This is a genomic window from Pirellulaceae bacterium (genome assembly GCA_029243025.1).
Classification (GTDB): domain Bacteria; phylum Planctomycetota; class Planctomycetia; order Pirellulales; family Pirellulaceae.
On record JAQWSU010000051.1, the window covers coordinates 121,334 to 135,600 of the forward strand.

A 14,267-nucleotide genomic window follows, 5' to 3' on the forward strand; every position below is an offset into this window, starting at 1 on the left:
TAGCGCGGAAATGGGCTTCCAGCTCTGCTGGCTCACGGCGGAATTTCCATCTGATTTGTTTGCTAATTCCAACGCTTGCTCCTAATGATCGCGTAAAGATTTACCGATCCGTTGATATGGAGAGGTTAATCGGTCTTGATTGATTCTATCAATGATAGCGTTTGAGCCATTTCAATCATGCTACTTTCACATTCCCATAACTTCCTGTTTGTTCATCTCGCCAAGACCGGTGGCACGAGTGTTCGTGCGGCTTTGTCGAGTCGAAGTTGGAGGGATCCGCTCCATTGGCCGACGTTTTTCTGCCATCGGGTCAGTGAGTTTTGTGGGCACCGATTGGGATGCAAGATTCCACGGCACGCACCAGCCCTGGTGGCCAAGGAACTATTGCCGCCAACTTTCTTCGACGAGCTTTTTAAGTTTAGTTTTGTGCGAAATCCTTGGGATCGTGTGGTAAGTGCCTACCACCACTTTGAACGGGAACGGCGTGACGTTTTGGCGGAGCAACGGATCCGTGACATTGCCCATTTCACCGATTGGTTGTTGGACGTTCCTTTAAACGAAACAAGTCGCGCGGGTTTAGTTGCCGCGTTGCGCCGCCCCCAGATTGAACACCTCGTCGATTTCCACGGGAATCTATTGGTGGATTTCGTGGGGCGTTACGAACATTTGCCTGAAGACTTCCAGTGGGTCGTGGAACAAGTCGCGTTTAAGGGTGTGAAATTGCCGCACAAGCGTCGGTCGCAGCGCCCCCGAGATTACCGACTAAGTTACACGGACCGAATGGCTGAGCAAGTTGCCGACCATTTTGCCCCCGACATCGCTGCATTTGAGTACAGTTTCGATCCTCCGGATTTGTTGGAGATCAATCGAAAAGACGCTGCTCACCGAATGAGAAATCATTCGGTGAATCCCTTCGTTTTGGGAAGGCATAAGCCTCAGGATGGGAAGTCGATAAAATGTTAAATCGCAATGCAATTTTCGTAAATGGGTTTTCGCGTGGCGGGACAACGATGTTGACCAATCTTCTGGCATCACATCCCACCGTTTGCCTGGTCGGCGAGACTCATCATGTTTTTAAAGGTCACAACATTACCGACAGTCGTTGGCGAGTGCTCAACAAGTGTTTGTATCATGATGCTCCGATCCTGATGCGACACGGGCAAAACTTTTTTAGCCCGCGCTTAGTCAAGCCTCGTAAATCGCTCTGCCGTTGGTCAGAAAATCGAATCGATCGGATTCTCTATCGGGAGAAGTTGAGGTCAAATCATCCACTCCTGAATCAATATAAGACGGCCAACCTGGAATATACGCGTGAAGAACTCATGGAGTCGCGATTGCTTTGCAAGAACATTGACGGCATGATTTATGTAAATGATGCCTTTTCACAGATGTATCCCGATGGCACCTATTTTGGTCTGGTTCGAAACGGATTCGCGGTTTGTGAAGGGCATGTGAGACGTGGACGCTCTGCTCAGGAGATTGGTTGGCGTTACAGAGTATTGGCTGAAAAAATGCTGTCCGATGCCGAACGTTTTGCTAATTATCACATGGTGCGTTTCGAAGATTTGGTTGCCGATCCGATGGAAACCGTGGCTGCCGCCTATGCCGCTGCGGGACTTGATGTGGACCGTCTGGACAAAGTTCGTATGCAAGTTCGTCGCGTCATGGATGCGAATGGCAATCACCAATTGGTCGGCGATTCAGAATGGGATGTTGTCTGGCTGACCTTCTCAGAGCTTGGTGGCTATTTCAAACAGGATGTCAATCTGAATCAAATTAAACGTTTGTCGGCTGTGGATCGTGACGCGTTTCTCGAAGAAGCGGGGGACGTGATGGAACGACTCGGGTACCCGTGTGAAGTGAGCGAGTCTCGTGGATACTGTGTTCCTGTTCTCCAGCGACAGGCCAAGCCATTGAAGGTCGCCGATGTGAGTCGCCGTGCTGCCTGACGAATTGTGATCTAATCAAGTTGAGGTGATTTGATGTTAGCCTTTGTCCACATCCGTAAGACCGGTGGAAGTACCGTCGATACGATACTACGTCAGTCCTTTGGTTTGCGGCATTTTCGACTTCGCTTAGGTCCACATCGGGCCGTTAATCCCATTGCCAGCGCAGGTGAGGTTCGTCGTTGTCAGTGGATCTACTGGCGGATGAAATGTCTTGCGGGGCATGGGATCGTGCCGCACAGTGATCTGCGAGAGTTGAGTGAATCGCTGCGGTATTTTACCTTCTTACGTGAACCGGTCACTCGTTGCGCATCGGATTATCAGTTTCGTGTCGATCGCGGTGGCCTGCGACAGCCATTCGAAGAATGGATTCATACGGAGTATGCTGCCAATCAACAGACGCTAAAAATTGGTGGGGAACGAAAGGCTGACAAAGCCATTGAAATGCTTCTCAAAGAGATTGGTTTTGTCGGTATACTCGAGCGGTTTGATGAATCTCTTGTGATGCTCAAGCAATGGGTGGATTTGCCGGAATTCGATATCCGGTATCGATCAAAGAACGTTGCCGCACGCTCTTCGATCAAGTCTCGCTTGCTGGCTGACCCGCAGACGTTGAGTTTGCTCCGCGAAGTCAATCAAGAAGATCTCAAACTATATCGATATGCGATGGAAGAAATCTATCCAAAAGCAGTAAGTCGGTTTTCTGGCGATTTGGAGAACGCTGTTTGCGATTTTCGCCGCACGAATCAACCCCGGCCAGTCTTGCCCCGACAGATCGGTAGCATCTTGGTCCGCGAAGGTGTCTACAAGCCGATCGCTACGATGTTGAGTAATCAATCCAACGCGACGGCGTTGCCATCGCGGGCCGCTTGACGGAAGCTGTCGTTGCAGAGAAGGTCGTACGAAAGCACCGATCGGGTGCCCACCCCAGGGCTTTTCTCGAGCCATGTTATCGGCAGTCTCAAGTCGCGTAATGTATTCACTGATGTGATGAATTACGTTGTTTTCATCGGGTTGCCCTGCAGCCGCATCGCTGTTGAACGCTCATTGAAACATGGGGGTTAGGCAGGAACTGAATCGCCTGCGATATGTACGTCCTGTGTTATGAGAGGAATCAGATTGAATGGTTGTTTAATAGCCAAAATCGTCAGCTGATTGAATAGGCGGGCGATTGATCTGCAGGTGCTTTCGGTGTGCCAAACTCGTCGCGCGCCGCTCGCTAAAAACTCGCCTGATGGGCGAAAAGAAACTGGGGATTTTTCGTGAGTAATTTGGAGCCGAACCGGTGCCTGCTGACTCGCTTGTGCCACACGTTGCAGGTTCTGATTTGAATCCTTTATCTTTTGCGAAATCCATTTGAGGCGATTGCTGCGATTCAGCAAGAAAAATCTCACTCGACATTGGGGAACGTTGACGGCGGCTCTTTCGAACGAGCAAAATACAACCGGGGCTTTGCGAGAGCATGCTGACAATCATCAAGACGGTCAGATTGGATGATCTGTTGACGAGGTCGGGCGATTGACGAGGCCGGGCGAGGTTGCGTTGCAATTTGCTTAATTTTGGGTCTGCCAACGGATCGCGGATACTTGAATACGTCTTCAGGCATACTCTGCAGCCTGCCTCAGCCGGCACAGTTTCAGGTTAAATGGCCAGCGGCGTTGGTTGACTTCGTGGTGAAACGAGCCGAAAAGTTTCCGGATCTCAACCGATATGAATATTCTCTGCAGAATCGTGGGGGTGTTGTGGCTACCTTTTCTCATGGCGAGAGCTCCCAACTGCCGTCGGTTGCCTGAGCCACCCATCCGATTGGCTGACTCGACTTTTTTAGAGCACATTTTTTGGGGCAAACCATCTGACGAACGCGCGTTACGGATAGCAAGTTGCTAAGATAGAAGGCCAATGGCGCAGCTGTCTGATGGATTGACTAGCATTGAAACTTGAATCCTATTCGAGGGCTGCCTTTTGGCAGGCCCACACTGAATCTATTTCGAATCGATGAGCGAGGGATTGATGTTACGCTTCAGAATTTTTGGTTTGTTGTTATGTGGATTAATGTTGGTGGGCTGTAGCAAGAACAGCGCCCAGCCGGAAGCAACGAAGACGATCGGTTACTCGGCCCTGACTCTGACAAATCCATTCTTTATGACGATCAAGGAATCGATGGAGTCAGAGGCTGCCAAGCACGGCTATCAGTTGTTGGTGGTTTCGGGGGAACGCGATCCGAAGAAACAATCAGATCAAGTCGATGATTTCATTGTGAAGGAAGTGGATGCGATTATTCTCAATCCTTGTGACAAATCCGCCGTTGGTCCCGCGATTAAAAAGGCCAATGAGGCGGGGATTCCCGTATTCACCAACGACCTGGCCTACGTTGGTAGCGATGGCAAAGTCGTCTGTCACGTGGCCACCGACAATCTCCAGGGCGGGCGTTTAGCGGGCGAAGCGATGGTGAAATTATTGGGCGAGGCAGGTGGTAAAGTTGCGATTATTGATTTTCCGCAAGCCGAATCGTGCCAATTGCGTGTCGCCGGTTTCGAAGAAATACTTGCTGCTCACAATAAACAGCCCAACGTGAATCCGATTGAGGTTGTTTCCAAAACCGATGGGGGCGGCGTGCGGGATGAAGGGAATAAAGCGGCTCGAGACGCTTTGGAATCGAATCCAGATTTAGCGGCCGTTTTTGCCATCAATGATCTCTCGGCGTTGGGTGCTTATGCTGCTCTCAAGGCGGCTGGCAAAACGGAACAGGTGAAAATTATCGGTTTCGATGGCGAGCTCGCCGGGAAACAAGCAATTCGTGACGGCAAGATCGTTTGTGATCCGATTCAGTATCCGGATCAGATTGGTGCGAAGACGATTGAAATGTTAATGAAGTATCTTGCCGGCGATGACATCCAATCGGAAATGACGAACGGACAAATCCTGATCCCTTCCAAGCTCTACTATAAAGCCGATGCCGACGTGGACCCGGCGTTGCAGAATTAGTTTTTCGATCAGTTTGCTGCCGTTTGTCTCATGCTCGGACAGTGCTGAATAGTCGCATGCAACAGCCTCAGGTCGCCGCAAACGAAGAACCTCTGTTGGAGATGCGCGCCATTGGAAAAACATTTCCTGGTGTTCGCGCACTTGACGATGTCGATCTGACCTTGCATCGCGGAGAAGTTGTCGCATTGCTCGGAGAAAACGGTGCCGGCAAGAGCACGCTGATTAAAATCTTGGGTGGGGCTCATTTGCCCGATTCGGGTTCAATTCAAATTGACGGTGAACCAATCTTACTGCCCAGCCCGGCAGCGGCATACGCGGCCGGGATTGGCGTGATTTTTCAAGAGTTCAATCTGATTCCAGGATTGACGGCTTGGGAAAACATTTTCTTAGGCCGTGAAGGCAAAATGGGTTTTGCACAAAAGGGAATGGAACGAAATCGGGCTCGTGAGCTGTTTCAGCAGATTGGTGTCGACGTGCCCGTCGATGCACCTTGTAGCGCACTTTCTGTGGCTCAGCAACAGATCGTAGAAATTGCTAAGGCGCTTTCGCAGAAAGTGCGATTGATTGTCATGGATGAGCCCTCTGCGGCATTAACGCCCAATGAAGTGGACCGTTTGTTTGACATCATTCGGGATTTGAAGGCACAAGGGATTGGAGTCATCTATATCAGTCATCGGTTGGACGAAGTTTTTCAGATTGCCGATCGAATTACTGTTCTACGCGATGGAAAGCATGTCGGAGATGCTCCCGTTCGCCAAATCACGCGACAGCGAATGATCGAAATGATGGTCGGTCGCGAAATCGAAGATGAATTTCCCAAGCAGCATCATCCGATTGGGGACCCACGCTTACGTGTGGAGTCATTGAACCGTGCAGATGTTGTGCGGGATGTAAGTTTCGAAGTACGGGCGGGAGAAGTATTGGGGGTCACAGGCCTGATCGGTGCCGGAAGGACCGAGACAGCTCGGCTGATCTTTGGAGCTGACTTGCCGGACTCGGGAGCGATCTATCTGGATGGCCAACTGCTTGTGATTCGAAATCCACAAGATGCGATTCGAGCAGGCATCTGTCTCTTAACGGAAGATAGGAAATCTCAGGGATTGGTTTTGGGCCTAAGCGCACGCGAAAATTTTGGTTTGCCAAATTTGACTGATCTGGGTACCGCTGGTTTTGTCGACCGTCGTCGCGAACACCAGGCCTTTGCGGGATACATTGATAAGTTGAAGATCAAGACGCCGAGTCAGGAACAATTGGTCAAAAATCTTTCAGGTGGCAATCAACAAAAAGTTGTGCTTGCCAAATGGCTACAGCGAAATGCAGAAGTGATTATTTTTGATGAGCCGACGCGCGGGATCGATGTGGGAGCGAAGTATGAAATCTACTTGTTGATCAACGGTCTTGCCAAACAGGGGAAAGCAGTTGTGATGATTACCTCCGAATTGCCAGAGGCCTTGGGGATGAGCGATCGGATACTGGTGATGCATGAAGGTCGTGTTACCGGAATGATCGACGACGTATCAGCGACAACGCAGGAACAGATTATGGAATTGGCAGTAGGATGAAATCAGATCAGTCAAAAGAGTTCAGCTACGCTCGCACGCAATTCTTCAGCGACTATGGAATGGCGTTGGTTTTACTTTTGTTGTGCGTGTTGTTCAGTGGATTGACGATTAAAGAGCAGCATCCCACCGGCAGTGTCGCGGGAGAACAGGTGGCTAAGCTGATCCTCGCTGATCAACCGGACGCGAACGTGCTGATCGTCGCTCGGGCGACGTCCGAGGACCAGGAATTTGCAAAAGCGGCGAAACAGGCTCTTGAAGACCAGGGTGCCACTGTATTGGGATCGATTAATGGTGAACCTGGCGATGTTCGGCGAATGCTCCAGCAGTTTCTTGATCGCGAAAAGTCGGTTGATGCAATTGCGGCAACTGATGTGACTGCGAAATGGAGTGTTTACGATCGTTTCGATTCGGTGGGTAACGAGAAATGTGTAACTCCTCGGTCTTATCAGTGGCCCGTGTTTTTGAAGTTGTCGAACGTGATCGGTGTTTTAAATCAGACAGCGATTTATGCCATCATCGCGATTGGGATGACGATGGTGATTATTACTGGCGGAATCGATCTTGGTGTCGGGTCGCTCGTGGCTTTGTCGGCAGTAACTTCGTCGTTGATCGTGCGAGACCTGGGCGGCGGTGTCGAAGCGAGTCTTACTATTGTCATCTTCGGCATGTCTTTTGGTATCTTGATCTGTGCGGTATCTGGCATCTTTGTGGGGAACATGGTCACCCGTTTCCAACTCCCCCCGTTCATTGTGACTCTTGGGATCATGATGATGGCGAGCGGTTTATCCTTCCGCCTTTCCAATGGTCAGTCGATCTCTGCGTTGCCGGAGTCATTCTTTTGGCTGGGGGGCATGAAGACGATGGAAGTGCCTAACCCTGTGTGGTTAATGATCGTGCTGTACGTCATTGCGCACATGGTCATGTCACAGACGGTGTTTGGGCGCTATGTCTATGCGATTGGCGGAAACAAAGAGGCTGCACGACTTTCCGGTGTGCCGGTGAAGTTGACCCTGCTGATTGTCTATACGGTTTGCGGCGCGTTGTCTGGTTTGGGTGGAGTTGTACTTGCCTCGCAGTTGGAGGCTGGCGATCCGAAATTTGGTTTGATGTACGAACTGGAAGTGATTGCTGCTGTGGTCGTCGGCGGGACCTCACTCATGGGGGGGCAAGGCAAAATCTTTGGCACATTAATTGGTGCCTTTATCATCGCCGTGATCAAAAATGGCATGAACTTGATGAATGTCGATCCATTTAATCAACGCATCGTTTTGGGAGCGGTCTTGTTGGCGGCCGTCCTGCTGGATCAGCTGAAACGTCGAACAAGTTGAGTTGTTTGTTGGTGCGCGGCTTACAGGCCGAGAACTTCAACCACTCGATCACGCATGACTTGAGGTTCGACGTCGGCTCCGGTCCAGTATTTGATACTAATGATGCCTTGATTTACCAGCATTCCCAAGCCATCGATCACAGTGCAGCCTCGCGATTCGGCGTCGGCAATCAACCGGGTGCGGAGCGGATTCGGGATCACGTCTGCAACGATCATCTTGTCGGTCAAACTCTGTTGATCCAGGGCCAATCGAGCCTCGATATCTGGGAAAAGGCCGACAGAGGTCGCATTGACGACAACATCGGTTGTCGTCGGGACCGCGAATTCGTTTTGCCAGCGGATAAATTCAGCGGCAGTAGGTGTCCGATCGTTCAAGAGAGCGGCCAGTTCAGATCCTCTTTGTTCGTCGCGGTTGACCACCGTAATTTGTTTGGCTCCGGCGAGTGCCACTTCGACTCCGATCGCGCGAGCGGCTCCGCCGGCACCCAATAGCACAATGGATTTATCAGCAGGATCAATTTTCTCCTGCAGGGATCGTAGGAATCCTTTGCCGTCGGTGTTTTCGCCAATGTACTGATCTTCCCGACGGACGACACAGTTGACCGCACCCATGATCGATGCTGACTCGCCGAGGCCATCCAGATGTTGGATCACTTCGACTTTATGGGGTATGGAGCAGTTGAAACCCGCAAAGCCCATCGCTCGAGCTCCTCGGACGGCATCCGCAAGAGCTGCCGGCGGGACCTCGAAGTTGATGTACCGCCAATCAAGATGATGGTGCCGATAAGCGGCTTCGATCATCTCGACCGTCGGGTTTTCTGCCGCGGGTTGAGCGAACGAGGCTGTGATCTGTTTCAAGAAATTCATGCGGATCTACCTTGGACAAATTCCTAATGAGTGGTGCGGAAGGTAGTGAACGGTGATCGCATCGCGTCTCACGCTTCCGGTGGGGGATTTATGGTCTGTGGTTGTTTTAGCATTAAAGTACAGGTCGTCGGGAAATCCGATTGATTTGGCGTTGACCGTAAATATGATCCGTGAGCTGGTAGGTAACTCACAGAAATTCAGAGGTCCATGTCATCCAATTCGTCGATCAAATCATCTAGATCATCTTTGGTCGTTTCGGGTTTTCTGTCTTGGCGTTTGGGCATGCAGGCGTCTGAACCGACCGCCTTTCGACCGGCCAATAGCAGTTGTTCGTCACGTTCTCGTGCAGCAACTTGCTGCGCGTCTTCCTTGCTGTCGGGTGCGCCAAATAGTTTGGAGAGGTCGATTTTTAGTCCATCGGTGGCAACCGCAGCACCCGCGATCGCGGGGGTCTTATGCTGAGGGAAAATGATTGCATTTTCTGGACAGACACGGCTACATGCGGGGCAGCCTTTTCGACAATTGTCAGGTTGTTCGACGAGTATAGTTTCCTGCTGGTCAACACCGTAGACTCCGAATAAACAGAAATCAATGCACTCCATGCAGTTCGTACATCGACTGAAATCGATGACCGGATACCAACGACGTCCTGCTGTTTCCTCGATTTGAACGACGGCTTGAGAGCTTGGAGGCGGACCCTTTGCCGTGTCATTGGTTGGATTCAAGAATCTCTGCATCGCATCCTGTTCAGGCTCCCCAGCAATCCAATCGATCAGATCGCCATTCGATCCGATTTCTTGGGCGATTCGTCCCATTTCCTCGACGAAATCGTTTACGGTTTGACTGGCTCGTAAATCAAGGCAATAGAGGCGACGAGTTGGCAGCGGCATCTCGTCAATCACACGAGGTTTGTCCTCCTCATCGGTTGCCTTCTCCGTCTCTTCTTCTTCGTCGTCATCCCCATAGGTCAATTCACTGATGCCTTCCTGTCCAGCGATTCCCTGGCGATTCAGTAACCAGTGAGCAGCGCGCGAATACATCCAGGTAAGCACAATGAGGTCGCCTTCGACGGTTTTTAAGGCGGCTACCCCTTTGCCTTTTGGTTTGAGGTCGTAGAGATTAGGAATCACCACGAGATCAAATCTTGCATCGGTCGACAATTGCGAAACGATATCTTCTTCAAGCTTTCGCTTTACCGGATTGTTACTTTGCCCAAGGGAGAGGGCGACAGCGATTCTTTGCATGGCTCTTCAACTAATTAAGTTGGCCCTTGATTGTCCGTTGGGTAATTTCCCAGACTGCTTCCAGATGCTTGACGTACTCTTGAGCGGAAAGCAGTTGCTCGGTAGCTCCGGTCATTTCAAACAACCATCCCTGGTTATATTTGTCGACGTTAATGTAAGACGGATCAGAAAGCAACGCTTCGTTAAGCGTGACAAGCGTGCCTGCGATTGGTGCGAACAGGTCGCTCTCGGCTTTTTTGCTTTCGATTGCACCAATTTCCTGACGGTGGGCGACCTGAGTTGCCGGCTCGACCGTCCAATCCAAAAAGTAGACATCCTGTAATAAACGCACAGCATAGGCAGAGAAACCGAAACGCAGAAGAGATTCAGCCGGCCGTGCCCACATGTGATTCTTGGCATACACCAAGTCGACCGGGAATTCTGCCTCGAATTCGCCCATCATAAACTTTAGTGTTTCGCTCATGTGTAGCGGACGCCCTGATGTTCCGATTCAAAGAAGGCTGGCAGCAAACCGTCGACTCGCAACAGGCCTTCTCGATGAAGCTCAATCCGACCGGGTGAAAGGGAGAGCAACCCTTGATCCTCATAGGCCTGCCACTCTCGTTTCCAGTGATCGATGATGTCGACTCCAAACTTTTGTTGGAAGTAGTCCGTCTCGAGCCAGCCCTTTTTAAGCTGTAAAACCATCTCACGAATCAACGTTTGGTGGGATGTTGGGCGCAGGGCACGAGCGAGTGGCAGTTGGCCTGCTTCCGACAGTGATTTGAGATAGCTGTCCCAATCTGGATGGTTTTGGTAATGAACTCCCGAAATGTGGCCGAAGCTTGCAACTCCGGTGGCCAGCAGGTCCGAGCCTTGCCAAAGATTGTCGCGATAGCTGAAGTTCACCTTCGTGGTATCTTTGACCATGGTGTAGGCGCTGGAGACGCTGTAGCCCTGCTTCTGGAGCTCATCGAAGGCATAATTGACCCAGCGTCGTTTGGTGGGCCAATCGGCGACGGGTGTTTCGACTTGATTCCCCAAAATATCCTTGGAGTAGACCGTGTTAAACGGTAATTCCATTTGGTAAATCGTGACGCTGTCGGGCGAAAACTCGATGGTTCGTCGTACGCTGTCGATCCAGTTCTCCTCGGTCTCACCAACCATTCCGGCGATTAGATCGATATTGATATTTGGATAATCAGCCGCCACGATCCAATCCCAAGCGCGATAGATCTCGCCAGAAAGGTGGGCTCGGCCGTTTTCTTTGAGCACCTCGTCGCTGAAGTTTTCAACTCCCAAGCTGAGTCGGGTGACTCCCAGTTCTCGTAAGGCCTGAATCTTCGGTTCTGACAACGTGCCTGGCTCGCATTCGAACGTGACTTCTTCCGCGTCCTCCCAATTGATATTCGCTCGCAAACGATCGACCAGCGAGGTCAATTGTTTGACGCTCAGGTAAGAGGGCGTACCTCCCCCAAAATAGACAAATCGGAACGGGCGATCTCCCATGCAAGGCAACGCGCTGACAAGCTCGATCTCACGTGAAAGGGCCGCAAGGTAGCTTTCGATTTGCGGAGCCTTTTTGTCCGTGTAGACGCGGAAATAGCAGAATTTGCATCGCTTTCGGCAAAAGGGGATGTGCAGGTAGAGACCCAGCGGTACGCGGTTCGCGGGAGCCGCCATGGCTGCTTGGACTTCAGGGATGCCACTTTCGCTCCAGAGAGAGAACGGAGGATAGTTGGAGATAAAGTAGCTACCAACTTCGGTTTTCGTTGAATCGGTCGCCATGAAGTGTGTTTCCACCTCGGACGGGCTGTTTACGGACGGTTGGAGCGAATCGAAGTGGTTGCTCGACTCACCGTATCGAATCGTTCGGTTTTCTCAGTATTGACGTCACGACACCAATGTTTATTTGCTTCCAAAACAATAAACGACACCGTCGTCATTCGCAATGACAAGCCGTTGATCAGCAACCGCGGGTGATCCTGTAAACCCACCACCCGTTTCATATTCCCACTGTTTTTTGCCGTCTGCCAGATTCAGAGCATAAAGACGACCGTCTGACGATCCAACAAATGCGCGGTTTCCGACAATTACAGGAGAGGAATCGACCCGTCGCTTGGTAGGGAATGTCCAAAGTTCTTTGCCGGTTTGGGGGTGCAGTGCATAGATCTGTTTACTGCGGCTGCCGTAGACAACCACTGATTTATTCACAGCTGGAGAGCTTCGAATTGATTGCGTGCGACGGTTATCGGCAAAGCTCCAAGCCACTTTGGCTTCTTTCCAGTTGACGCTCAGCATTTCACCGGCCTCCGTTCCGAAATAAGCGAAATCTCCTCGCACCGCTGGAGTCACTCCAGTGGGAGAATTGATCGGTACACTCGCAATGGCCTCTCCCTTTTCGACGTTGACGATGTGCAACTGGCCGTCACAACCTGCCACGAACGCACGCCCGTCAACGATTGTGGGTGAGCAGCGGATTTGGTCTTGAAGCATAAGCTGCCAAGCAACTTCGCCGCTCAATGCGTTCAAGCAGTAGAGCGTCGCATCCTGGGAACCGACCAAAACCGTATTTTGGAAAAAGTTTGCGCACGAACTGATTTCAGCGTTCGTCTCAAAAAACCATTGCTTCTCGCCTGTCTTGGCGTCGATACAGTGAAATCCACCGTCATAGTCGCCGATGTAAACGCGTGAGTCACGTACTGCAGGTGACGCTGGAAAGCCACCGTCAATCGTGTATTTCCAGATTTCTGAACCATCCTTGAGTCGCAAGGCAAACAAGGTTCCGTCAAGATCGCCGATGTAAACAACACCATCAACAATGGCAGGCGTCCCCTCGAAAGCTCCGCCGGGGACGGTGTGTTTCCAAAGCAACTGGGGACGATTGGGGAGTTTTGAACGAGCGACTCCATCGGCTAATGTGTCGCCGCGAAAAATTGGCCAGTTCGTTCCACCACGGTTCAACTCATCATCATTTCGCGCCCCGGCACTGGAATCGGCTGACAGCAAGCACAGAGAAATTGCGACGGTCAGAAGCTTGGGCATAGTTGGAGTTTCCTGGTCGGAGAGCGGAAAATCAGGACGGACGCAGTACCGATTTTAGCAGAATCTCTTTTCTGAATCATTAATTCGTCACTCGTCGAATGCCTTTTCGTAGAGTCCTAGCAATTGGCTGGCACTGACTTCTCGGGGATTGAAGCTGGCTGTCCACTGTTTAGAAGCTTCCGCGGCTAAGCCAGGCAGGGAGTCGCGCGTTACCCCTTGCGACGAAAGATTGGGTGGAAGCTCAGCTTTTGATACGATGCGAGTCACAAAGTCGGCTAGCCCTTGGGGGCCTGTTCCGCCGTCTTCTGTCGCTGAAACAGATCCATTGCTGCCGTTGGTTATCTCAAATAACTCTTGATACCAACCGGGGTGCGACTCTCCATTGAATCGGATTACGTGAGGTAACATGGTTGCGATCGCTTGTCCGTGGACAATTTGAAAACCGGCTGTCAGAGGATTCGCCAAAGCGTGCACGGCACCCAACATCGAATTTTCGATGGCCATTCCTGCAAAACATGCGCCCAGCAACATAGCCCCCCGTGCCTCCAAATCATCGGGATGGTCCAGCACTCGCGAGAAATTGCTCGAGATGAGTCTCCAGGCTTCGCGACTGAATGCCAGCGACACGGGATTGCGACGATTAGTCACAAAGGTTTCGACCGCATGTGCCATGGCATCGATGCCTGTGAGTGCAGTGACTTGTGGCGGTTGGGTCAATGTGAGTTCGGGATCGAGGATGGCGATCCGAAACGACGCTTTCTTGTCACCGCAAGCCATTTTTACGTGCGTCTTGGCGTCAGAGATGAGTGCGAAGGATTGGGTCTCGCTCCCGGTGCCCGCAGTTGTGGGGATCGCGATCATCGGTAGCATGGGTTGTAGTGCTTTTCCGACGCCCCAATAATCCTGTATTGAGCCACCGTTGGAGAACAGGAAGTTGATTCCCTTGGCACAGTCCATGGCACTGCCGCCGCCGAGCCCAACAATCATTTCAGGTTCGTAGCGACGAGCCAAGCGGAGCCCCGAATCCACCTCGGTTGTGGTGGGGTTTTCACAAACTTCGTCAAACAGGTAGGTTTCGATCCCAGCTTTTTCGAGCGAATCGATTCCCCTTTGCGTGTGCCCAGCCGAGATTACGCCTGCATCGCTGACAACCAGAACTCGACGTGTTCCCAATTCACCAGCTAAGTCACCCAGTCGATCGATCGAGCCGGGACCGAAGATAATTCGAGTGCGTGGTTGGAAGTCGAATGGGATCATTAGAAGTTGTCCTCAGCCCGCAAACTCAGTAGGTCAATCACTTAACTCAAAAATT

General features: G+C 51.4%; 12 protein-coding genes. 6 read left to right on the forward strand and 6 right to left on the reverse strand.

Going from position 1 to position 14,267, the window contains the following annotated elements; translation table 11 throughout:
• Nucleotides 1-177: 177 nt before the first annotated feature.
• The 6 genes from P8N76_25225 to P8N76_25250 all read left to right on the forward strand — a co-directional run bounded on the left by P8N76_25225 (nt 178) and on the right by P8N76_25250 (nt 7,821).
• Nucleotides 178-963, forward strand: a complete 786-nt coding sequence (locus tag P8N76_25225; GenBank protein ID MDG2384998.1) for a sulfotransferase family 2 domain-containing protein — start codon at nt 178-180, stop codon at nt 961-963.
• On the forward strand, nt 957-1,949 hold the full coding sequence (locus P8N76_25230) for a sulfotransferase (GenBank protein ID MDG2384999.1): 993 nt from the start codon (nt 957-959) through the stop codon (nt 1,947-1,949). The genes P8N76_25225 and P8N76_25230 overlap by 7 nt, the downstream gene beginning before the upstream one ends.
• Before the next feature lie 33 nt (nt 1,950-1,982).
• Nucleotides 1,983-2,819, forward strand: coding sequence for a sulfotransferase family 2 domain-containing protein (locus P8N76_25235; GenBank protein ID MDG2385000.1), 837 nt, complete (start codon nt 1,983-1,985; stop codon nt 2,817-2,819).
• A gap of 1,137 nt (nt 2,820-3,956) precedes the next feature.
• Entirely contained in the window at nt 3,957-4,931 is a 975-nt protein-coding gene (locus P8N76_25240) for a substrate-binding domain-containing protein (protein ID MDG2385001.1), read from the forward strand.
• A gap of 56 nt (nt 4,932-4,987) precedes the next feature.
• Entirely contained in the window at nt 4,988-6,493 is a 1,506-nt protein-coding gene (locus P8N76_25245; protein MDG2385002.1) for a sugar ABC transporter ATP-binding protein, read from the forward strand.
• On the forward strand, nt 6,490-7,821 hold the full coding sequence (locus tag P8N76_25250; GenBank protein ID MDG2385003.1) for an ABC transporter permease: 1,332 nt from the start codon (nt 6,490-6,492) through the stop codon (nt 7,819-7,821). Before P8N76_25245 ends, P8N76_25250 begins: the two co-directional genes overlap by 4 nt.
• Nucleotides 7,822-7,841: 20 nt before the next feature.
• Here the strand turns inward: P8N76_25250 and aroE are convergent, their stop codons facing one another.
• The 6 genes from aroE to P8N76_25280 all read right to left on the reverse strand — a co-directional run bounded on the left by aroE (nt 7,842) and on the right by P8N76_25280 (nt 14,212).
• The gene (gene aroE / locus P8N76_25255; GenBank protein ID MDG2385004.1) at nt 7,842-8,687 is read right to left on the reverse strand and encodes a shikimate dehydrogenase; all 846 of its coding nucleotides are present in this window, start codon (nt 8,685-8,687) and stop codon (nt 7,842-7,844) included.
• A gap of 197 nt (nt 8,688-8,884) precedes the next feature.
• Nucleotides 8,885-9,931, reverse strand: coding sequence for a ferredoxin family protein (locus P8N76_25260; protein MDG2385005.1), 1,047 nt, complete (start codon nt 9,929-9,931; stop codon nt 8,885-8,887).
• 10 nt (nt 9,932-9,941) lie between these two features.
• Complete coding sequence (locus tag P8N76_25265; protein ID MDG2385006.1) at nt 9,942-10,394, reverse strand: glycine cleavage system protein H; 453 nt, start codon at nt 10,392-10,394, stop codon at nt 9,942-9,944.
• Nucleotides 10,391-11,698, reverse strand: a complete 1,308-nt coding sequence (locus P8N76_25270; GenBank protein ID MDG2385007.1) for a coproporphyrinogen-III oxidase family protein — start codon at nt 11,696-11,698, stop codon at nt 10,391-10,393. Before P8N76_25270 ends, P8N76_25265 begins: the two co-directional genes overlap by 4 nt.
• Nucleotides 11,699-11,818: 120 nt before the next feature.
• On the reverse strand, nt 11,819-12,955 hold the full coding sequence (locus tag P8N76_25275) for a PQQ-binding-like beta-propeller repeat protein (protein MDG2385008.1): 1,137 nt from the start codon (nt 12,953-12,955) through the stop codon (nt 11,819-11,821).
• 87 nt (nt 12,956-13,042) lie between these two features.
• Entirely contained in the window at nt 13,043-14,212 is a 1,170-nt protein-coding gene (locus P8N76_25280) for an iron-containing alcohol dehydrogenase (protein MDG2385009.1), read from the reverse strand.
• Nucleotides 14,213-14,267 lie beyond the last annotated feature (55 nt).